The sequence below is a fragment of the Aurantimonas sp. E1-2-R+4 genome (assembly GCF_036549515.1).
Lineage (GTDB): Bacteria > Pseudomonadota > Alphaproteobacteria > Rhizobiales > Rhizobiaceae > Aurantimonas > Aurantimonas coralicida_A.
Genome location: NZ_JAZHLK010000001.1, coordinates 35,741 through 55,344 on the forward strand (window position 1 = coordinate 35,741; position 19,604 = coordinate 55,344).

Consider the following 19,604-nt stretch of genomic DNA (forward strand, 5'->3'; position numbering starts at 1 on the left):
AGGGTGGCCGCTTTTGAAGCGGCTGCCCACGACATCAAGAAGATCGCGATGGCGCTCGCCGCAAAGCCAGCCCCACGCACGAGTTGCGCCAACACACCCAACCGGCGCCGCCTCACGAACCCGCTCAGACAACTTCGCCGCTCGAAACAAAAAACTCCGCCGAAAATCGACGGGGTCTGTCAGCACTCTGACGGGCCTCGATAAGGCCCCTTTTTCATGGCTCTCGTCTGGTTTAAACCGGAGCCGACTTCCAAAGGCGAGTCGGCGGGGAACGACAGGCGGGTGATGCGGTCGCAACAGGTCTTATGGGTCGCTTTGATCGCGACCTTTCTAGCAGCCTCGCCAACTCTGGGGGCTGATCACGGCTGGAGCGTGGGCGGCTGGATCGACGGATTGCTCGGTGAGCAGACGCCGGACCGCGATGGTGGCAGGGTCGACAGGCAGCAGTCCTCGGGCGAGCCCGGGACGCGCACCAGCGCTGAAGACAATCAAGGGCCGGTCGTTTTGGCTCCTGATAAATCTGCTGGCAAGGCGGAAGCGGTGCCGACCAGCCGGGCGGAAATCGATCTCTCCTTCGCGCCGCTCGTCAAGGAAACGGCGCCGGCCGTCGTCAACGTCTATGCCGCGCGCGTGGTCCCGACACGGCAATCACCCTTCGCGAACGATCCCTTCTTCGGCCAGTTTTTTGGCCAACGGTTCGATGACCGGCCACGCATGGAGTCGGCGCTCGGTTCCGGTGTGATCATCGATTCATCTGGCCTCGTCGTTACCAACAACCATGTCGTCGAGAACGCCGACGAGGTGAAGATTGCCTTCAGTGATGGTCGCGAATTCGAAACGAAGGTGCTTCTCAAGGACAAGAAGGTCGATCTGGCGATCCTTGCGATCGATGGCGCCGGGCCGTTCCCCTCGCTGCCGATCGCCGACTCGGACGAATTGGAAATCGGCGATCTCGTCTTGGCGATCGGCAATCCGTTCGGCATCGGCCAGACTGTCACCACCGGTATCGTCTCGGCGCTGGCGCGCAACCATATTGGCGTCAACGATTTCGGCTTCTTCATCCAGACGGACGCGGCGATCAATCCCGGCAACTCCGGTGGCGCCCTGATCGACATGAAGGGGCGGCTGGTGGGCGTGAATACGGCGATCTTTTCGCGTTCCGGCGGCTCCAACGGCATCGGCTTCGCGATTCCCTCCAACATGGTGGCGAGCTTCCAGCGCGCCGCCAAGGCGGGCGGGCGTTTCGAGCGTCCCTATGTCGGCGCAACCTTCGCCTCGGTTACGCCCGATATCGCCGATGCGCTCGGTCTTCCCCGGCCGACCGGTGCGCTGGTACAAGCGGTGGTGAAGGATAGCCCGGCCGCAGAGGCCGGCATCACGGTTGGTGACGTTATCTTGTCTGTCGACGGGTTTGCGATCAACAATCCCGATGCCCTCGGCTACCGGCTGGCGACAGCAGGCGTCGGGCGCACGGCGAAGGTGAGCGTTTTGCGTGGCGAGGATCGGGAAACCATCGATCTCCCGCTGCAAGCGGCTCCCGAAAACCCGCCACGAGATGAGCGCAGCCTGTCCGGCAACAACCCGTTTTCCGGCGCGACCGTGCTCAACCTGTCGCCGCGCGTCGCCGAGGAGCGGGGGCTGCCAGCTGACAAGACCGGGGTCGTCGTGGCGACCGTGGAACGCGGATCGTTGGCGCAGCGCTTCGGCCTGCGGCCAAACGATATTCTTCTGACCATCAACGGCGACGTCATTGCCTCGACGAAGTCGTTGGAGGAAATGCTGAAACGGCGCTATCGCGGCTGGCAATTCGAAGTTGAGCGGGACGGTCGTCGCATGACCCAAATGGTGCGCTGACTTGGCGGATCTCTTTGGCGGCGGCGATCCGGGACCGTCGACCGGCACAGGGAAGGGCGCGCAGACGCCGGCCGACGATCCCTCGCGGCCGCTGGCTGACCGGCTGCGGCCGCGCGCGCTTGCCGAGGTCGCCGGTCAGGAACATCTGACCGCGGAGGGCGGCGCGCTGTCGCGCATGCTCGCAACCGGCAGCCTTGGCTCCATGATCTTCTGGGGACCACCCGGCACCGGCAAAACCACCGTCGCACGGCTTCTCGCCAATGAAGTCGATTATGCTTTCGAGCAGATCTCGGCAATCTTTTCCGGTGTCGCGGACTTGAAGAAGGTCTTCGAAGCGGCGCGACTGCGCCAGTCCAACGGCAGGCGAACGCTGCTGTTCGTCGACGAGATCCATCGCTTCAACCGGGCGCAGCAGGATTCGTTCCTGCCGGTGATGGAAGACGGCACGGTCGTCCTCGTCGGCGCCACGACCGAAAACCCGTCCTTCGAGCTCAACGCCGCGCTTTTGTCGCGGGCCCGGGTTCTCACCTTTCGCCCGCACGGGTCGGAGAGTCTTGCCAAGCTGCTCCTGCGGGCCGAGGCGGCGGAAGGCCGGCCCTTGCCGCTCGACGAGGAGGCGCGGGCGGTGCTGCTGCGGATGGCGGATGGTGATGGTCGCGCGATCCTGACATTGGCGGAGGAGATCTGGCGTGCGGGGCGGGCGGGCGAGGTTTTCGACGCGGCCAGCCTGCAGGACATCGTCCAACGTCGGGCGCCGGTCTACGACAAGGGCCAGGACGGTCATTACAACCTGATCTCCGCTCTGCATAAATCGGTGCGAGGATCGGACCCGGACGCGGCGCTCTACTGGCTTTGCCGAATGCTCGATGCCGGCGAGGATCCGCTGTATCTCGGGCGCCGGCTGGTGCGAATGGCGGCTGAAGATATCGGGCTGGCCGATCCGCGGGCGCTTGGCATCGCGCTCGCAGCCAAGGACGCCTACGACTATCTCGGCTCGCCGGAGGGCGAATTGGCGCTGGCCGAAGCGACCGTCTATCTGGCGGCGGCGCCGAAATCCAACGCTGTCTATGTCGCCTACAAGGCGGCGATGCGCGCCGCCAAGGAACGCGGTTCGCTGCTGCCGCCCAAGCATATCCTCAACGCCCCGACGACGCTGATGCGCTCGGAGGGCTACGGCGCCGGCTATGCCTACGATCATGACGCGCCGGACGGGTTTTCCGGGCAGAGCTATTTCCCCGAAGACATGGGACGGCCGGTTTTCTACCGCCCGACTGAGTGGGGGGCGGAGGTTTCAATCGGCGAACGTCTTCGATATTGGGCGGAGCTGCGGGGAAAACGGCACGCTCAGGACTAACGCTTCGGCCGATTCTGTGGGATTTACCTAATCAGGCCGCGCCGGGTGCCCAGAGGCCACGTTTTGTGGCAGACTGGTTGCGAGTCCCCATTCGTAAGGACCGCTGTTTTTCTTTACGATCCAATTGCAGTACTGATTTGAAAGTGAGGTTTCGATGTCGCTCGAACCTGGCCAGTTAGCCGAACATTCCGTCACCGACTATGAGGTCGGGCAGGATAATCTGCGGAAATACGGTTTGGATATCCACAATCCGGTGTTCCCGGTTTCCGCCGGACTGATCATCGCCTTCGTTGCTTTCACGCTGCTGTTTCCGACCGTCGCCGACGATTTCTTCGGCTGGCTGCGTCCTGCACTTACCGCGAATTTCGACTGGGTCTTCCTCATCGCGGGCAACATTTTCGTCCTGTTCTGCCTGTTCCTCATCGTGTCGCCCTACGGCTCGATCCGGCTGGGCGGCAAGGACGCCAAACCGGAATATGGCTATTTCGGCTGGTTCGCGATGCTGTTCGCGGCCGGGATGGGCATCGGCCTGATGTTCTACGGCGTCTCGGAACCGATCTCGCATTTCTCCACCTCGCTCGCCGGCGATTCCTGGGCGCCCCTTGGTGGCGCCGTTGGCGATACCGAGGCCGCCCGCCGGCTCGGCATGGCTGCGACGATCTATCACTGGGGGCTCCACCCCTGGGCGATCTACGCGGTGGTCGCCCTGGCACTGGCTTTCTTCAGCTATAATTGGGGCCTGCCACTCACCATGCGCTCGGCCTTCTACCCACTGCTGGGCGAACGCGTCTGGGGCTGGCCGGGTCACATCATCGATACGCTGGCCGTCTTCGCAACCCTGTTCGGTCTCGCCACGTCCCTCGGTCTCGGCGCGGAGCAGGCAGTCGCCGGATTGAACTATCTCTTCGGCGTTCCGGCGACGACGCTCAGCAAGATCGTGCTGATCGTACTGATTACCTGCGTCGCACTGGCTTCCGTCGTTGCCGGCCTCGATGCCGGAGTGAAACGGCTGTCCGAGATCAATATGGGTCTCGCGCTGCTCTTGCTGGGGTTCATCTTCCTGGTCGGGCCGACCATGGATATCGTTCGTGGCATTTTCGGCAATTCGGTTGCCTATCTGCGCGAGGTCATCCCGCTCTCCAATCCATTCGGCCGCGTCGACGACAACTTCAGACAGGGCTGGACGAGCTTCTATTGGGCTTGGTGGATGAGCTGGTCGCCCTTCGTCGGCATGTTCATCGCGCGGGTCTCGCGCGGCCGCACCATTCGGGAGTTCTTGACCTGCGTCCTGATCATCCCGACCGTCGTTTCGATCATCTGGATGACAGTATTCGGCGGGACGGCCCTTACCGAGACGATCGACGGCTTCGCCGGCATCGTCGACGCGGCGCTCGAAGTGAAACTCTTCGTTATGCTCGGCCAATTGCCGCTGACGTCGATCTCATCCTTTTTGGGCATCGTCCTGGTGATCGTGTTCTTCGTCACCTCGTCCGACTCCGGCTCGCTGGTCATCGATACGATCACGGCCGGCGGCAAGATCGACGCACCGGTGCCGCAACGGATATTCTGGGCGACCTTCGAAGGCCTGGTGGCGATCGCGCTGCTGGTCGGCGGCGGGCTCGCTGCGCTTCAGGGTGCGGCGATCGCGACGGGCTTTCCGTTCGCGTTCCTGCTCCTGGCGCTGTGCTGGTCGACCATGCGCGGGCTCCATGCCGAACGGCGGCAGCCGTTCCTGGAACAGGCGAAGGCCGAGGCGAACGCCGCGGAGTAGCGGTTCCGTCACGGTTCGCGGCGGCGCCGACAATCTAAGCTCGCCGCCGCCGCCGCGTGGCTAGCCTCACTTCGATGGGGCGGCTATAGAGGCGGCATGTATCACCTCATCCTCGTTGCCGCGGGCGGCGCGATCGGTGCGAGCCTTCGACACTTGTCGAACCTTGCGGCGCTTCGTTTTCTCAGTCCGAATTTTCCGTTTGGTACTGCCTTCGTGAACGTCTCCGGATCATTCCTGATGGGTATCGTGATGGAGATCGTTGCGCGCCGCTTCGGTGCGTCGAATGAATTGCGGCTGTTCCTCGCCGTCGGGCTGCTGGGCGGGTTCACCACCTTCTCGTCCTTTTCGCTCGATGCGGTGGCGCTCTATGAGCGCGGGGCGTTCGGTTTGGCGGCGTTTTACGTCATCGGTTCCGTCGTCGCCGGAATCGCGGCGCTGTTTGCCGGATTCGCCGCGGGACGGGGGCTGATCTGATGGCGGCTGAGGCAAGCCAAGCAAAGGAAAAGACGATGGCGTCTGTCGAACAGCGACGGATCGAGGAGGACGAGGCCGGCTTGCGCCTCGACCGCTGGTTCAAGCTGCACTATCCGGGCCTCGGCTTCGGCCATCTGCAGAAGTTGCTGCGCTCGGGTCAGGTGCGGGTCGACGGCGGCCGCGCCAAGTCGGACACGCGCGTTCTCGCGGGGCAGATGGTCCGCGTGCCGCCGATGGGAACCGACTCGGCACGGGGGAAGGTCGGCCCGCTGACCCGCAACACGATCCGCGACCAGCACGATGGCGACGTGTTGGCGCAGATGCTGATCTACGAGGACGCCAAGGTCTATGTCTTCAACAAGCCGGCCGGCCTTGCCGTTCAGGGTGGCTCGGGCGTCTCCCGGCATGTCGACAAGATGCTGGAGGCCTGGCGCAGCCGTAAGGGCGAGAAGCCCCGCCTCGTCCACCGCCTCGACCGCGACACGTCCGGTGTCCTCGTCGTTGCCCGCACGCGCGGCGCTGCGACAGCGCTGACCAAGGCGTTTCGCGAGCGCGACACCAAAAAGGTCTATTGGGCGGTCGTCAAAGGCGTCCCGACACCGCGGGACGGGCGCATCTCGACCTTCCTTGTCAAAGAGCAGACGGAGGACGGCGACCGAATGCGCGTCGCCAAACATGGCGAGGAGGGGGCCGACCACGCACTGACCCATTACCGGGTGATCGAAAATCTCGCCCAGAACTTCGCCTGGGTCGAGTTCGAGCCCTATACGGGGCGGACCCATCAGCTGCGCGTCCACGCTCTCCATATCGGGCATCCGATCCTCGGCGATCCGAAATATTTCGAGCACGACACCAATTGGGAGTTTCCCGGCGGCGTCCAGAAGCGGCTGCATCTGCATGCGCGTCGCATTGTCATTCCCCATCCGGACGGCGGTGTCGTCGATCAGATCGCGCCGCTGCCGCCGCATATGGTGCAGACCTTCAATCTCTTCGGTTTCGACGAAGGCGCGTTGGGCGACTGATGCGCGCGGTTCTGTTCGATTGTGACGGCACCATCGCCGATAGCTGCGGCCTGATCTGCGACATCATGCGGCGGGTCTTTGCCGAGCACGGATTACCCGAGCCGGAGGATGCCGAGACGCGCGGCATCATCGGCCTGTCGCTGGACGTCGCGATCGGCCGCCTGCATCCCACCGCCGAGCCGCCATTGCTCGCCGCGATGGTCGAGGGCTACCGCCGGACTTTTCGCGCATCGCGGGCGGACGAGCGGTTTCGCGAGACACTGTTCCCGGGCATGAAGGCGCTGATTGATCGGCTTTCGGCCCGCGAGGACGTGCTGCTCGCCATGGTGACTGGCAAGTCGCGTAGCGGCGTGGCGGCGATCTGCGAGACGCATGGCATGGAGTTCCATGCCGTGCGCACGGCCGACGATTGTCCATCCAAGCCGCATCCGGCCATGGTGGAGGAGTGCTGCGCCGAATTCGGGCTGGACCCGCGCCATGCGCTCGTCGTCGGTGATTCCGTCTTCGATATCGAAATGGCGAGAACGGCCGGTGCCCCCGCGCTGGGTGTCGCCTGGGGCACCCACGAAGCCGCGCCGCTGCTCGCCTCCGGCGCTTACGCCGTTGCCGAGACGGTCGACGAACTCGGGGCGTTCATTGACGCCTGGCTGCTCGGCGACCCGCTCCAGGCGGAACGCGGCCGTCGGGTGACGATCGACTGATGCCGCGAAGGGTTCGGCTTTCGCCATGACGACAGGAGACACGCGATGACCACCGGCACGGGTCGATCCGGACTGCCCAAACGGTTCTATCAGACCGTTACGCTGGCGGAAGCTGCCGGCGGGTTCTCCGTTCTGCTGGATGGTCGCCCGGTCAAGACGCCGGGCCGCCGGCCGCTCGCTGTGCCGCTTCCCGCGGCTGCGCAGATGATCGCGGCCGAATGGGAGGCGCAGCGCGAACGCATCGACCCGGCGACCATGCCGATGACGCGGCTGGTCAACACCGTGATCGAGGCGATCGCCGACGATCCGGTTCCGGTGCGCGACGATATCGGTCGCTATGTCGAGACCGATCTCTTGTTCTATCGAGCCGGTTCGCCGGAACGACTCGTGCAGCGCCAGCGTGAGGGCTGGGACCCGATTCTCGATTGGGCCAAGGACAGCTTCGGCGGCCGCTTCGTCCTCGCCGAGGGCGTCATGCATGTCGCGCAGCCGCCGGCCTCAATGGAGGCGTTTCGTGCCTGGCTGGCGAAGATCGACGATCCGTTCCGCATCGCCGCGATGCATCAGGCGACGACGCTCACCGGCTCGGCCCTGCTGGCGCTCGCGGTCGCCGAAGGACGGCTGTCGGCCGAGGAAGCGTGGTCGCTCGGGCACCTGGACGAGGACTGGAACATCGAACAATGGGGCGCCGACGAGGAGGCGGCGGCGCGGCGGCGCCAGCGCTGGGAGGAGATGCGCGTGGCGGCGGTGTTCCTGGGGCGCGCGTAGCGCAAAAGGGCGTATCGCTTTCGCATTCCTCGGCCTATTCGACTTACCGCCGATTGCCGGCGTCGTTCGATGCATTTATCCGGGTATGATGATGCCGTGAGGCAGGCGCATCGGCCGACATCAAAGCCGAGCGGGCAGGGGGGACGAAAGATGCACGAGATGCTGGCCGAACTGGAAGTCCGGCGCGAACGGGCGAGGCAAGGCGGCGGTCAAAGGCGCATCGATGCCCAGCACGAAAAGGGCAAGCTGACCGCCCGCGAGCGTCTCACGGTGTTTCTCGACGAGGGTTCGTTCGAGGAATTCGACATGTTCGTCCAGCACCGGGCGACGGATTTCGGCATGGCGGAGCAGACGATACCCGGCGATGGCGTCGTCACCGGGTGGGGCACCGTCAACGGCCGCACCGTGTTCGTCTTCGCCAAGGATTTCACCGTCTTCGGGGGCTCGCTCTCCGAGGCCCATGCCGAAAAGGTCCAGAAGGTCCAGGATCTGGCACTGCGCAACCGCGCGCCGATCATCGGCTTCTACGACGCAGGCGGCGCGCGAATCCAGGAGGGTGTCGCCGCGCTCGGCGGCTATGCCGAGATCTTCCAGCGCAACGTGCTGGCCTCGGGCGTCATCCCGCAGATTTCGGTGATCATGGGGCCTTGTGCCGGCGGCGACGTCTATTCTCCGGCGATGACCGACTTCATCTTCATGGTTCGCGACACGTCCTACATGTTCGTCACCGGGCCGGACGTGGTGAAGACAGTGACCAACGAGACGGTGACGGCCGAGGAACTCGGCGGCGCCTCGGTCCACACCGTCAAATCCTCGATCGCCGACGGCGCCTATGACAACGACGTCGACGCGCTGTTGCAGATGCGGCGGCTGATCGACTTCCTGCCGGCGTCGAACACCTCGCCGGTGCCCGAACTCGACTACACCCAGTCGGTGCTCGAGGAGGATCGCTCGCTCGACACGCTGATCCCCGACAACGCCAACAAGCCCTATGATATGAAGGAGCTGATCCGGAAGACGGTCGACGAGGGCGACTTCTTCGAGATCCAGCAGGCCTTTGCCGGCAACATCGTGACCGGCTTCGGGAGGATAGAGGGTCGCACCGTTGGCATCGTCGCTAACCAGCCGATGGTGCTGGCCGGCGTCCTCGACGCGGATGCGAGCCGCAAGGCGGCGCGCTTCGTGCGCTTCTGCGACTGCTTCTCGATTCCCGTCCTCACCTTCGTCGACGTGCCGGGCTTCCTGCCGGGCACGGCGCAGGAATATGGCGGGCTGATCAAGCACGGCGCCAAGCTCCTGTTCGCCTATGCCGAGGCGACGGTGCCGAAGGTCACGGTGATCACCCGCAAGGCGTTCGGAGGCGCCTATGATGTGATGGCGTCGAAACACCTTCGCGGCGACATCAACTATGCCTGGCCGACGGCGCAGATCGCGGTGATGGGCGCCAAGGGCGCGGCCGAGATCATCCACCGCAAGGATGCCGCCGATCCGGACAAGATCGCCGCTCACGCCGCCGCCTACGAAAAGCGGTTCCTGTCGCCCTTCGTCGCCGCCGAACGCGGCTATGTCGACGAGGTGATCATGCCGCACTCGACCCGCCGCCGGGTCGCGCGAGCGCTGGCCATGCTCCGTAACAAGGATCTCGACAACCCCTGGAAGAAGCACGACAACATTCCGTTGTGATCAGGTTGCCGTCACGCGGCAGCGGCAAAATTCGCGACGATTCGGTTTCGGCCGCTCTGCTTGGCGCGATAAAGCGAGGCATCGGCCACCGCAATCAGCTGGTCGAGCGAGGTCGCGCTCTTCCCCTTGGTGGCGACGCCGATGCTCAAGGTAACAGTCATCGGGCAGCTCGGAGCCGGATGGGGTATGGCCGCATCCCGCATGGTCGCGAGAATACGCCGCGCAATTTTCATCGCCTCGCCATACGAGGCGCCGGGTAGAACGACCACGAATTCCTCTCCCCCGTACCGGGCGACGAGATCGGAATCTTGGCGCGTCTCCGCGACAAGAAGCTTGGCCACCTGCCGCAGGCACTCATCGCCGCGCTGGTGCCCGCTGGAGTCGTTGTACGGTTTGAAGTGGTCGATATCGAGCATGAGAAGCGAGAGCTCGGTCCCCGAATTGATCGCGAGAAGCCACTCTTCCTTGAGATGTTCGTCGAAGCGACGCCGATTGGCCAGACCGGTAAGGCCATCTTGGCTCGCCAGAGTCTCAAGCGCGTCCTGGGCATTTTTCTGAGGCGTGATGTCACGGAGCGTTTCAACGACGGCCATCAGCGCCCCGCTCTGGTCAAAAACCGGACCCGCGTCTATCGCGAGATAACGGCGGCCGGAGCCGTTTGGTAAAACACACCAGTTTTCCGCTGCGAGAATGCTGAAGCGACCGTCTTTCGCCTCTCCATCGAGTTGCCGCCAGTCGCTACGGTCGACGGTATAGAGAGCCTCGATCCTTGCCGATCCCGTAGCCTCCAGCACCAGATCGGCTAGACAAGGCCGTGGGTCCTCATAGAAAGCAGCCCAGTGCCGTTTGGTGCCGAGAACCGCTGAGGCACAGACCCCGGTCAGCTTTTCGCAAGCGCGATTCCAGATGATCACATGGCCGGACGCGGCCAGCACGAATGTCGGGACGACGAGATGCTCCAGCAACTGGTTCGCGAATTTGGTGTCGCTTAGATCCATCGTCACCATGTTGCGGCCCTCCCAGTCGAATCCTCACCCTAGGGAAGCCACAGTAATCACCCAAACTTAAGAAAATATTCTCGTCTCCGGAAAACAAAGAGGCAAAGTCGTCGATCTTGCTGCCGGCAACCGAACCAAAGGACCAAATCTTGGGGGAGAATTGCCCATGGACAGGAGATTCAGATCCCGGCAAACCACTCGTAGCCATTGTCCTCCCAATAGCCACCGCCGCCCTGGCCGTAGCCGTCGAGCGTGTCGGTGACGCGGATGGCGCGGATGTATTTCGCCATCTTGTAGCCGAGCTGTCGCTCGATCCTGACACGCAGCGGCGCTCCGTTTGATATCGGCAGGGTCTGGTCGTTCATGCCATAAGCGAGGATCGTCTGCGGATGCCGGGCGTCGGTGAGGTCGATCGATTCGTAATATTCGATCGGGCGCAGGAAGCCGCTGCCCATCGAATCAAAGCATTCGAATACTACGAAGCGCGCTTCCGACTTGACGCCGGCCTGATCGAGCACGGCGGCGAGCGGCGTGCCGGTCCATTTGGCGATGCAGCTCCAGCCCTCGACGCAGTCGTGCCGGGTAATCTGGGTGCGGGCGGGCATGTTGCGGAGTTCGTCGAGCGAGAGGCTGAGCGGTTTTTCGACGAGGCCGTCGACAGGCAGGCGATAATCGGAGAACTCCGCCTCCGCGAGGGCGCGATAGGCCGGGTTGCGCGGGTTGGTCGAGCCGTTCGGCCGCATCGGCTGGCGAATCTCGCTTTCGGAAAATTCGCGGGCGAGGGTATCCGAGCCGAGCAGGAAGCGCTGCACCCGGTAGGTGAGGGAGTTCGCGGTTTCGAGAACGTCGCGGATCTCGTTGTCGCGGACCCCAAGAAAGTCGAAACAGCCGGCGAGCGGTGCGGTCGAGGCGATCGTCGCCCCGGTGAGAAAGCGCCGGCGGGTGAGCTCAGAGCGGGTCATCATTCGGACTCCGGATCGGTGCGGTACCAGCCGGTGATCATCGAGCGCAGCTCGTTGAAGGGTCCGGCGAGCACCACCATGACGATGTGGACGACGAAGAAGAGAACCAGATACAGCATCAGGATGAAGTGGATCGTGCGCGCCGTCTGGCGGCCGCCGAAGACATCGAGCATCCACGGCGCCCATGCATTCACACCCGGCGACATGGTGAGGCCGGTCGCGATGATCAGCGGCAAAGCGATGAACAGCACGCTCGCATAGGACAGCTTCTGCAAGGCGTTGTAGCGGGCTTCGCGGGAAAAGCGCAGCCGCGCGTGGTCGGCGGCTTCGCGCGGCAGGTGACGGATGTCGTCGCCGCTCGGAAAAAGCTCCTTGATGTGACGGTTGATCAGGCTGGCGACGAGCCAGATGAGAAGCGTGATGGCGAGGCCCCAGGCGAAGAACAGATGCACGACCCGGCCGGTCGCCAGATCCCGGTAGCCGGGGATGGTCAGCCAGGATGGAAAGCTCTTCGGCTGTAGTCGGTCGCCCTCCCAGACCGCGCCGAGCCAGCCGGTGGTGTCGAAGGCTTGGCCGAAGAGGATCGTCCGGCCCTTCATCGCGGCGCCATCCATAAAGGCGCCGATCGACAGGATGGTGTTGTCGTAGGCGAAACCTGATTCATGGCCGATATAAAGATCCGGCCGCGCCATGAAGATCTGCAGGCCCGAGAGGAGCAAGAAGAACAGGCAGAGCGTCCAGGCCCAATGGGTGATCCGCGTCCACAGCCGCTGTCGGTAGATCAATGGTCGCTCGAAGCGCGATGAAACGGTCAGTTTGAAGCCTCCCTCGGGTATCTGCGGCGATTGGCCTCGCTCCATGTCGCCGCCTTGAACACCAGTGTTGAGGGTCGAAGGCCGCGTGGGTCAAGGCGTTTGGGGTCACGACCGGTCGCGTGCGGTGACGTTTTCGTGTCAGCAGTATGCGCAACGAACACTGCCGCTCGCCGTTTGCGGGGAGTATACTCGATCCGGATCGGATTACTCTTGGCCCAACCGTCGGAACATTTGCCGCGCATTGCCGGCCTCGCCACCGCCGTGCCGCCCTATCCGCTGCCGCAGAGCGAGGTCGTCGCCCACGCCGCCGAAACCTTCGGTAGCCGGTTTCGTGACTTCGAGCGGCTACGCCCGGTGTTCGAGAGCACCGGCATTGCCATGCGCTATTCGGTGCGCCCGTTCGACTGGTTCCACGCCCGGCAGGATTGGCGGCAACGGACCGAGGCGTATCTCGAGGGCGCCACGGCGCTGTTCATCGAAGCCGCCGAAAAGGCGATCGCCGCCGCCGGCATCCTGCCGCGGGACATCGACACCGTCGTCACCGTGTCGTCGACCGGCATCGCCACGCCCTCGCTGGAAGCCCGCGCCCACGGGGTGCTTGGCTTCCGGCCCGACATCGGCCGGGTGCCGGTGTTCGGACTCGGCTGCGCCGGCGGTGTTTCGGGCCTGTCGCTCGGCGCGCGGCTTGCGCGTGCCGATCCGGGCTCCAGGGTGCTCGTCGTCGCAGTGGAAATCTGCACGCTGGCTTTTCGCTCCGACGAACTGACGAAAAGCAATATCGTCGCCACCGCCCTGTTCGGCGACGGCGCGGCCGGCGTGGTGCTGACCTGCGACAAAGCTGCGGGGCCGCGGATCGTCGCCACCGGCGAGCATCTGTGGCCGGACACGCTCGACATCATGGGCTGGCAGGTCGACCCGATCGGCTTCGGAGCAATCTTCTCCGCCTCGATCCCGGACCTCGTCACCGAGAAGATGCGGCCGGCGGTCGAGAATTTTCTGGCGCGACATGGCGAAGTGATCGATGATCTGGATGGCTTCGTCTTTCATCCCGGAGGGACCAAAGTGGTCCAGGCGCTCGAAAACTCGTTTGATCTGCCTCAGGGCGCGCTCAACATCGAGCGCGAGACGTTGCGCGACTTCGGCAACATGTCGGCGCCGACCGCCCTGTTCGTCCTGAAGCGCAAGCTGGAGGTCGGCCTTGCCGGCCGACACCTCGTCTCGGCGCTCGGCCCCGGCTTCACCGGTAGTTTCGCGCGGCTCGATGCTTGAGGCTGTCGAGATCTATCCGAGCGTCTGGGCGACGGCGGCGATCCTCGCCTATGTGACGCTGCAACGGGCCGTCGAGCTCGGGATCGCTCGCCGCAACACCAAACGGCTGCTGCGCGAAGGCGCCTTCGAGGTGGCGGGGCCGCAATATTCGCTGCTGGTCGCATTGCACGCGGCCTGGCTGGGGCTTCTGTGGCTGACCGCCTTCGGCGAGCCGATCAATCTCGTGTTTCTTGGGCTCTTCGGCCTCACTCAATTGGTGCGCTTCTGGACGCTCGCCTCGATCGGCAGGCGTTGGACCACGCGCATCATCGTCAAGCAGGGGGAGGCGCTGGTCACGAAGGGGCCATATCGCTTCATGGCGCATCCGAACTATGCCGTCGTGGTGCTGGAAATCTTCCTGCTACCGGCCATTTTCGAACTCTACGCAATCGCGATCCTGTTCTCGCTACTCAACGCCGGCGCGCTGGCGATCCGCATCCAGGCGGAACAACGCGCGTTGAAGAAGCACACGCGCGGGCGGAAGAACCTGAAATTGTGAGCCGTTTCAGACGTCTGCCGCCGTGCGCCTCAACACCAGATCGAGTGTTTGGCGAAACCGTGAGCGGTCGGTGGTCGTGAAGGCGGCGTTATAGCCCTTGCTCTCGCCGGTCTCGCGCAGATGCTGCTTGAACGCCCGCATCGACAAGGCCGTGCCGATCGATTCGCTGGTGAACTCGCGCCCGGTCGGGCCGAGAGCGGCGGCGCCCTTTTCGAGAGCCCGCGCGGCCAGCGGGATGTCTGCGGTGATGACGACGTCTCCCGGATTGGCGGCTTCGGCGATCCAGTCGTCGGCGGCGTCCGCGCCTTCCGGCACGACGACGATCCGGGCGTCGGGATAGCGCGATGGGCGCATACCGCCATTGGAGACGAGCACCGAGTCGGCGCCGTGCCGGACGGCGATTTCGATCGCCTCGTCCTTGACCGGGCAGGCATCGGCATCGATCAGGACTGTGGTCATTCGAATCTCTTTCTCGACCAAGGCATAATACCAACCTGCGGTGATAGGGACCTATTCGATGGCGCTGAACGGGCTTGTCCGGCCAGGAGCGCCGCGCAGTTCGATGCGGCGCATCGGGCAAGCGGTGCGACGCCGTCCGGCGAGCCCGTCCAGCCCACCTATGGCCGGGCGCTCGCCGCGCCTGGCTTCGTCGCGGGCCTCGCCCGATGCGCCGCGTCGCGCGTCGTCCCGCTCCTCGCCACGCATCGGCGCCAAGGTGCTGAGAATGGCCGGTCGAATGGGTTCCTATCACCGCAGGTTGGTATAAAGCGTTCCATTTCTCATGGCAGCCATAACGCGATTGTGCCATGGACGAACATGACCTCACTCGCCGAGACCTTCGAGAACACGCCCGCCGAAATCGTCCGCGGCATCGTCATTCTCGTCGTCGCGTCGGCGATCATTCCGTTGCTCGACGCCTTCGGGAAAATCCTGGTCACCACCCATGACATTTCAGCGGGCGAGGTGGCCTTGGTCCGGCTCTTCTCGCAAGCCGCGACGATCCTGCCGTTGCTTTTGTATATTGACGGTCCCGGTGCCCTGAGGACGCGTCATCTCGGGCTCAATCTTCTGCGCGGGGCGTGTCTGGGGGTGGCGGGGCTCGCCTTCTTCGCCGCGCTGCGTTTCATGCCGCTGGCCGATGCCACGGCTGTGTTCCTGATCGAGCCGATGATCCTCACGCTGCTGGCTGCGTTCCTTCTGAAGGAGACTATAGGCTGGCGGCGGATCGTTGCCGTCGTCATCGGCTTCTTCGGTGCGCTGATCATCATCCGGCCGAGCTATTCGGTGTTCGGTATCGTCTCGCTGCTGCCGGTCGCGGCGGCGTTCTTCGTCGCCCTCTACCTCATTTTTACCCGCCGCGCGTCGCGGGGATCGACCCCGCTGGCGATGCTGTTTCACGCCGGCGCCGGAGGGGTTCTGGTCCTGTTGATCGCCATGATCATCGGCCATCCTCTGGGAATCGCTGATCTGACGTTTCGCTGGTCGGATCGCGGGTCAACCTGGTTGCTCCTGATCGGCGCCGGTCTGATCGGCACGGCCGGCCATCTCATGTTGATCCAGGCCTACAAGCTTGCGCCGGTCTCGGTGCTCGCACCCTTCGGCTATGTGGAAATCGTCTCCGCCGTCTTTCTCGGATATCTGATTTTCGCGGACATGCCCGACGGCCCGAAATGGCTCGGCATGGCGATCATCGTCGGGTCCGGGCTATTTATCTATTTTCGCGAGCAGCGCATCGCGCGTCATCCGCAGAAGCCGCCGGTCGTGCGCTGACGCGAATCCGGCGAACGTATCAGCCGGATTTCGCGGCCAGCGCTTCGAGCCTGGTGATTTCGCCGTCGATCACATCGCGGCGCGAGCGCAAGAGGTCGAGCTTGGCGGCGCGGCCGGTGTCGTCGAGATCCACGTCCTCGGCCCCCTCGCCATAGCCGCCGATCAGCCAGGCCGGGCTGACGCCGAGGATGCCGGCAAGCATGATCAGCTTGTTCGCTCGCGGTTCGGCGCGGTCGCGCTCCCAGCCGCGCATCGTCTCCGGCTTGACACCGATCTTGGTCGCTAATTCTGCAATGTCGATCCCGAGCGCCTCGCGGCTGCGGCCAATCCGTCCGCCGATCGTGTCATCATCCTGCTGTGTCATCGGTTTGGTCAAATCTGTCTCCTCTTAACGCCGGCCGAAATCCGGATTCTCGCCCGACGCGACGGTGACTGGCCGCGACAAGTGCGATCGGATCGCGACATTCGTTTCTTAGACGAGTGTCGGCTTGCAGGATTTCCGCCCAAAGGTCAAAACGGACCGGTCGAGAAGACGCCGCCGCCCTGTTTCGGAGTGCCCGCCGCCATGTTCAAGAAGATCCTGATCGCCAATCGCGGGGAAATCGCCTGCCGTGTCATCAAATCGGCGAAGGCCATGGGCATCAAGACGGTCGCGGTCTATTCCGACGCCGATCGCAACGCAGTGCATGTGGCGATGGCCGACGAAGCGGTGCATCTCGGGCCTCCGCCTGCGGCCGAAAGCTATCTCCTCGGCGATAAAATCCTCGAGGCCTGTCAGGCGACGGGCGCCGAGGCGGTGCATCCGGGCTACGGCTTCCTGTCCGAACGCGCCGCCTTCTGCGAATTGCTGGAAGACAACGGCATCGTCTTCATCGGCCCGAAGCCGAAGGCGATCCGCGCCATGGGCGACAAGATCGAATCGAAGCTGTTCGCCCAGAAGGCGGGCGTCAGCATCGTCCCCGGCCATCTCGGCATCATCGAGGATGCCGACGAAGCGACAAGGATCGCCGCCGAGATCGGCTATCCGGTGATGATCAAGGCCTCGGCCGGCGGCGGCGGCAAGGGCATGCGCATCGCCTTCGACGAGAAGGAATGCCGCGACGGCTTCGACCGCGCGCGATCCGAAGCGCGCTCGTCCTTTGGCGATGACCGGGTGTTCATCGAAAAATTCGTCGTCGAGCCCCGACATATCGAGATCCAGGTGCTGGCGGACGCTCACGGCAACGCGGTTCATCTCGGCGAGCGGGAATGTTCCATCCAGCGGCGCAACCAGAAGGTCGTCGAGGAGGCGCCGTCGCCGTTCCTTGATGCCGATACCCGCGCATCGATGGGCGAGCAGGCGGTCGCGCTGGCCCAGGCCGTCGACTACCAGAGCGCCGGCACGGTCGAATTCATCGTCGACAAGGACCGGAACTTCTACTTCCTGGAGATGAACACGCGGCTGCAGGTAGAACACCCGGTGACCGAACTTGTCACCGGCGTCGACCTCGTCGAGGAAATGATACGGGTGGCGGCGGGCGAGCCGCTCAGGCTTCGGCAGGATGACATCAAGCTCAACGGCTGGGCGGTCGAGAGCCGTATCTATGCCGAGGACCCGTTTCGGGGCTTCCTGCCGTCGATCGGCCGGCTCACGCGCTATCGTCCGCCCGCCGAAGGCCCGCTCGGCGAGGCCACCGTGCGCAACGACACCGGCGTGACGGAGGGCTCCGAGATTTCGATGTTCTACGACCCGATGATCGCCAAGCTTTGTACCCATGCCGACACCCGCGAGGCCGCGATCGACGCGATGCGCGACGCGCTCGGCCAGTTCGAGATCGAGGGAATCGCGCACAACATCCCGTTCCTCGCCGCCCTGATGGCCCATCCGCGCTGGCGCGAGGGGCGAATCTCGACCGCCTTCATCGACCAGGAATACCCGGACGGCTTCGAGCGGCCGGCGGCGTCGGACGAAACCCGGCGCATGGCGGCGCTGATCGCGACGACGATCGAGATCGCCCGCAAGCAGCGGCTCGATCATCATATCGACCGGTTGCGCGAGCATTCAGGCGCGCTACCGCCCGCCTGGGTGGTGAAAGTCGATGGGGACTATCTGGCGGTCGACGTGGCGCGGACGATGACCGGGGAGGGCGGCGACGTCCTCTATCGAATGACCACCGATGGACAAACCTTTACCGTCTCGACAGACCATCGGCCCGGCATGTCCCCCTGGTCGGGTTCGATCGACGGGGAAAAGCGGACTGCGCAAATTCGTTCGCGACCGAATGGGATGACCTTGTTTCTCGACGGGATCTGGCTTGAGGCCAAGGTGATGTCGCCGACGATCGCCGAACTGGAAAAGCTGATGCCGGTGAAGCTGCCGCCAGATACCTCGAAATTGCTGCTCTGTCCGATGCCGGGCCTCGTCGTGTCGATCGCGGTGGATGAGGGGCAGGAGGTGAAGGCCGGCGAGACGCTGGCGATCGTCGAGGCGATGAAGATGGAGAATATCCTGCGGGCCGAGCGCGATCTGACCGTGGCGAGCCTCAAGGCGGCGCCCGGCGATAGCCTGGCGGTCGACGCGGTGATCATGGAGTTCCAGTGACCACGGCGATACATTGTCTGGTGCGGGGCCAGGTGCAGGGCGTCGGCTACCGCGCATGGTGCCAGGGCGAAGCCGTGACACGGGGGCTTTCCGGCTGGGTGCGCAACCGCCGATCCGGCGATGTCGAGGCGGTGTTGGCCGGGCCATTGGACGTGGTCGACGAAATGCTGGCGGCGCTGTGGACCGGGCCGGCCGGCGCTTCGGTGTCGGCGGTCGAAGGAACGCCGACGGAGGAACGTCCGCGTGGCGATTTCGACGTGAGGCCGACGGTTTAACGGGTCGCGTCAATCGTCGGGCCGAACACCGCCTCGAATTGCCGTCGAAGCAGGATATCGACCTGCGGCATTGATGCGAGAACGCCGAGATCGGCAAGACTCGTCACGCCGTGGCCGCGAATGCCGCAGGGCACGATGCCGGAGAAATGCTCCAGCTCCGGGTCGACGTTGAGCGAGATGCCGTGGAAGGTCACCCAGCGGCGGACGCGGATGCCGATCGCCGCGATCTTGTCTTCGGCAATGCTGCCGTCGACCATGGTCGGACGCTCCGGCCGTCGCACCCAGACCCCGACGCGGTCTTCACGTCTTTCGCCCTTGATCTGGAAGTCGCCGAGCGTCGCGATGATCCAGGCCTCCAGCGCTGCCACGAAGGCGCGCACGTCCTCGCGCCGTCTTTTCAGATCCAGCAGCACATAGGCCACGCGCTGGCCGGGGCCGTGATAGGTGTATTCGCCACCGCGGCCTGCGGCGAACACCGGGAATCGCGTGGAATCGACGAGGTCTTCGTTCCGGGCACCGGTGCCGGCCGTATAGAGCGGCGGATGCTCCAGGAGAATCACCGTTTCAGGCGCCGTTCCGGATGCGATCTCCGCGACCCGGGCCTCCATCATCGCCAAAGCCTCGGGGTAGGGGGTCGGGCCGTCGATGACGTGCCACGCCACTTGCGCCGAACCGGGCCGCGCCAGGAAGCGCTCCGCCACGGTCGATAGCCGGGAGCCGCTCATCGCTGTCTCGATCGTCGCTGTCATGGAGGGTGTTTAGCTGGTCC

20 protein-coding genes are annotated in these 19,604 nt (G+C 64.3%); 13 read left to right on the top strand and 7 right to left on the bottom strand.

Annotation, left to right across the window (positions count from 1 at the left end; all coding sequences use genetic code 11):
* Positions 1–285 precede the first annotated feature (285 nt).
* From VQ045_RS00195 to VQ045_RS00230, 8 genes are all read left to right on the top strand, one after another.
* Entirely contained in the window at positions 286–1,854 is a 1,569-nt protein-coding gene (locus VQ045_RS00195; RefSeq protein WP_331828767.1) for a DegQ family serine endoprotease, read from the top strand.
* Positions 1,855–1,945: 91 nt separating this feature from the next.
* Positions 1,946–3,208 carry a replication-associated recombination protein A gene (locus tag VQ045_RS00200; protein WP_327650888.1) on the top strand — a complete coding sequence of 421 codons (1,263 nt, stop codon included), beginning with the start codon at positions 1,946–1,948 and terminating at the stop codon, positions 3,206–3,208.
* Between the two features lie 154 nt (positions 3,209–3,362).
* Positions 3,363–4,979, top strand: a complete 1,617-nt coding sequence (locus tag VQ045_RS00205) for a BCCT family transporter (protein ID WP_327646349.1) — start codon at positions 3,363–3,365, stop codon at positions 4,977–4,979.
* Between the two features lie 96 nt (positions 4,980–5,075).
* Positions 5,076–5,453 (top strand): fluoride efflux transporter CrcB, encoded by a 378-nt coding sequence (gene crcB / locus VQ045_RS00210; protein WP_331828768.1) that lies wholly within the window; start codon positions 5,076–5,078, stop codon positions 5,451–5,453.
* Between the two features lie 35 nt (positions 5,454–5,488).
* On the top strand, positions 5,489–6,475 hold the full coding sequence (locus VQ045_RS00215; RefSeq protein ID WP_327624071.1) for an RluA family pseudouridine synthase: 987 nt from the start codon (positions 5,489–5,491) through the stop codon (positions 6,473–6,475).
* A complete protein-coding gene (locus tag VQ045_RS00220; protein ID WP_327624072.1) occupies positions 6,475–7,176 on the top strand; it encodes an HAD-IA family hydrolase in 702 nt (233 codons plus the stop codon). Before VQ045_RS00215 ends, VQ045_RS00220 begins: the two co-directional genes overlap by 1 nt.
* Positions 7,177–7,221: 45 nt before the next feature.
* Complete coding sequence (locus VQ045_RS00225; RefSeq protein ID WP_327624073.1) at positions 7,222–7,944, top strand: ATP12 family chaperone protein; 723 nt, start codon at positions 7,222–7,224, stop codon at positions 7,942–7,944.
* Positions 7,945–8,094: 150 nt separating this feature from the next.
* Positions 8,095–9,627, top strand: coding sequence for an acyl-CoA carboxylase subunit beta (locus tag VQ045_RS00230; RefSeq protein ID WP_331828769.1), 1,533 nt, complete (start codon positions 8,095–8,097; stop codon positions 9,625–9,627).
* Between the two features lie 11 nt (positions 9,628–9,638).
* On the opposite strand, the gene VQ045_RS00235 is transcribed toward VQ045_RS00230, so the two are convergent.
* From VQ045_RS00235 to VQ045_RS00245, 3 genes are all read right to left on the bottom strand, one after another.
* Positions 9,639–10,634, bottom strand: a complete 996-nt coding sequence (locus VQ045_RS00235) for a sensor domain-containing diguanylate cyclase (protein ID WP_331828770.1) — start codon at positions 10,632–10,634, stop codon at positions 9,639–9,641.
* A 170-nt stretch (positions 10,635–10,804) separates the two neighbouring features.
* Positions 10,805–11,587 carry a molybdopterin-binding protein gene (locus VQ045_RS00240; RefSeq protein WP_331828771.1) on the bottom strand — a complete coding sequence of 261 codons (783 nt, stop codon included), beginning with the start codon at positions 11,585–11,587 and terminating at the stop codon, positions 10,805–10,807.
* Positions 11,587–12,447 (bottom strand): cytochrome b/b6 domain-containing protein, encoded by an 861-nt coding sequence (locus VQ045_RS00245; protein WP_331828772.1) that lies wholly within the window; start codon positions 12,445–12,447, stop codon positions 11,587–11,589. The genes VQ045_RS00240 and VQ045_RS00245 overlap by 1 nt, the downstream gene beginning before the upstream one ends.
* Positions 12,448–12,612: 165 nt before the next feature.
* Here VQ045_RS00245 and VQ045_RS00250 point away from each other — a divergent pair, with 165 nt between their 5' ends.
* The gene (locus VQ045_RS00250; protein WP_331828773.1) at positions 12,613–13,671 is read left to right on the top strand and encodes a type III polyketide synthase; all 1,059 of its coding nucleotides are present in this window, start codon (positions 12,613–12,615) and stop codon (positions 13,669–13,671) included.
* Complete coding sequence (locus tag VQ045_RS00255; protein WP_331828774.1) at positions 13,664–14,209, top strand: isoprenylcysteine carboxyl methyltransferase family protein; 546 nt, start codon at positions 13,664–13,666, stop codon at positions 14,207–14,209. Before VQ045_RS00250 ends, VQ045_RS00255 begins: the two co-directional genes overlap by 8 nt.
* 6 nt (positions 14,210–14,215) lie before the next feature.
* Here VQ045_RS00255 and VQ045_RS00260 read toward each other — a convergent pair whose 3' ends face one another.
* Both VQ045_RS00260 and VQ045_RS00265 read right to left on the bottom strand, forming a co-directional pair.
* A complete protein-coding gene (locus VQ045_RS00260) occupies positions 14,216–14,674 on the bottom strand; it encodes a YaiI/YqxD family protein (protein WP_331828901.1) in 459 nt (152 codons plus the stop codon).
* Positions 14,675–14,719: 45 nt separating this feature from the next.
* Entirely contained in the window at positions 14,720–14,923 is a 204-nt protein-coding gene (locus tag VQ045_RS00265; protein ID WP_331828775.1) for a hypothetical protein, read from the bottom strand.
* A 102-nt stretch (positions 14,924–15,025) separates the two neighbouring features.
* Between VQ045_RS00265 and VQ045_RS00270 the strand changes: the two genes are divergently transcribed.
* Positions 15,026–15,979 carry a DMT family transporter gene (locus VQ045_RS00270; protein ID WP_331828776.1) on the top strand — a complete coding sequence of 318 codons (954 nt, stop codon included), beginning with the start codon at positions 15,026–15,028 and terminating at the stop codon, positions 15,977–15,979.
* Between the two features lie 19 nt (positions 15,980–15,998).
* On the opposite strand, the gene VQ045_RS00275 is transcribed toward VQ045_RS00270, so the two are convergent.
* A complete protein-coding gene (locus tag VQ045_RS00275) occupies positions 15,999–16,355 on the bottom strand; it encodes a helix-turn-helix domain-containing protein (RefSeq protein WP_442879810.1) in 357 nt (118 codons plus the stop codon).
* A 189-nt stretch (positions 16,356–16,544) separates the two neighbouring features.
* On the opposite strand from VQ045_RS00275, the gene VQ045_RS00280 reads away from it, so the two are divergent.
* A complete protein-coding gene (locus VQ045_RS00280) occupies positions 16,545–18,560 on the top strand; it encodes an acetyl/propionyl/methylcrotonyl-CoA carboxylase subunit alpha (RefSeq protein ID WP_331828777.1) in 2,016 nt (671 codons plus the stop codon).
* Positions 18,557–18,835: an acylphosphatase gene (locus VQ045_RS00285; RefSeq protein ID WP_331828778.1), complete on the top strand. Its 279-nt coding sequence runs from the start codon at positions 18,557–18,559 to the stop codon at positions 18,833–18,835. Before VQ045_RS00280 ends, VQ045_RS00285 begins: the two co-directional genes overlap by 4 nt.
* Here the strand turns inward: VQ045_RS00285 and lipB are convergent.
* Positions 18,832–19,584: a lipoyl(octanoyl) transferase LipB gene (lipB, locus tag VQ045_RS00290; protein ID WP_331828779.1), complete on the bottom strand. Its 753-nt coding sequence runs from the start codon at positions 19,582–19,584 to the stop codon at positions 18,832–18,834. The genes VQ045_RS00285 and lipB overlap by 4 nt on opposite strands.
* Between the last annotated feature and the right edge of the window lie 20 nt (positions 19,585–19,604).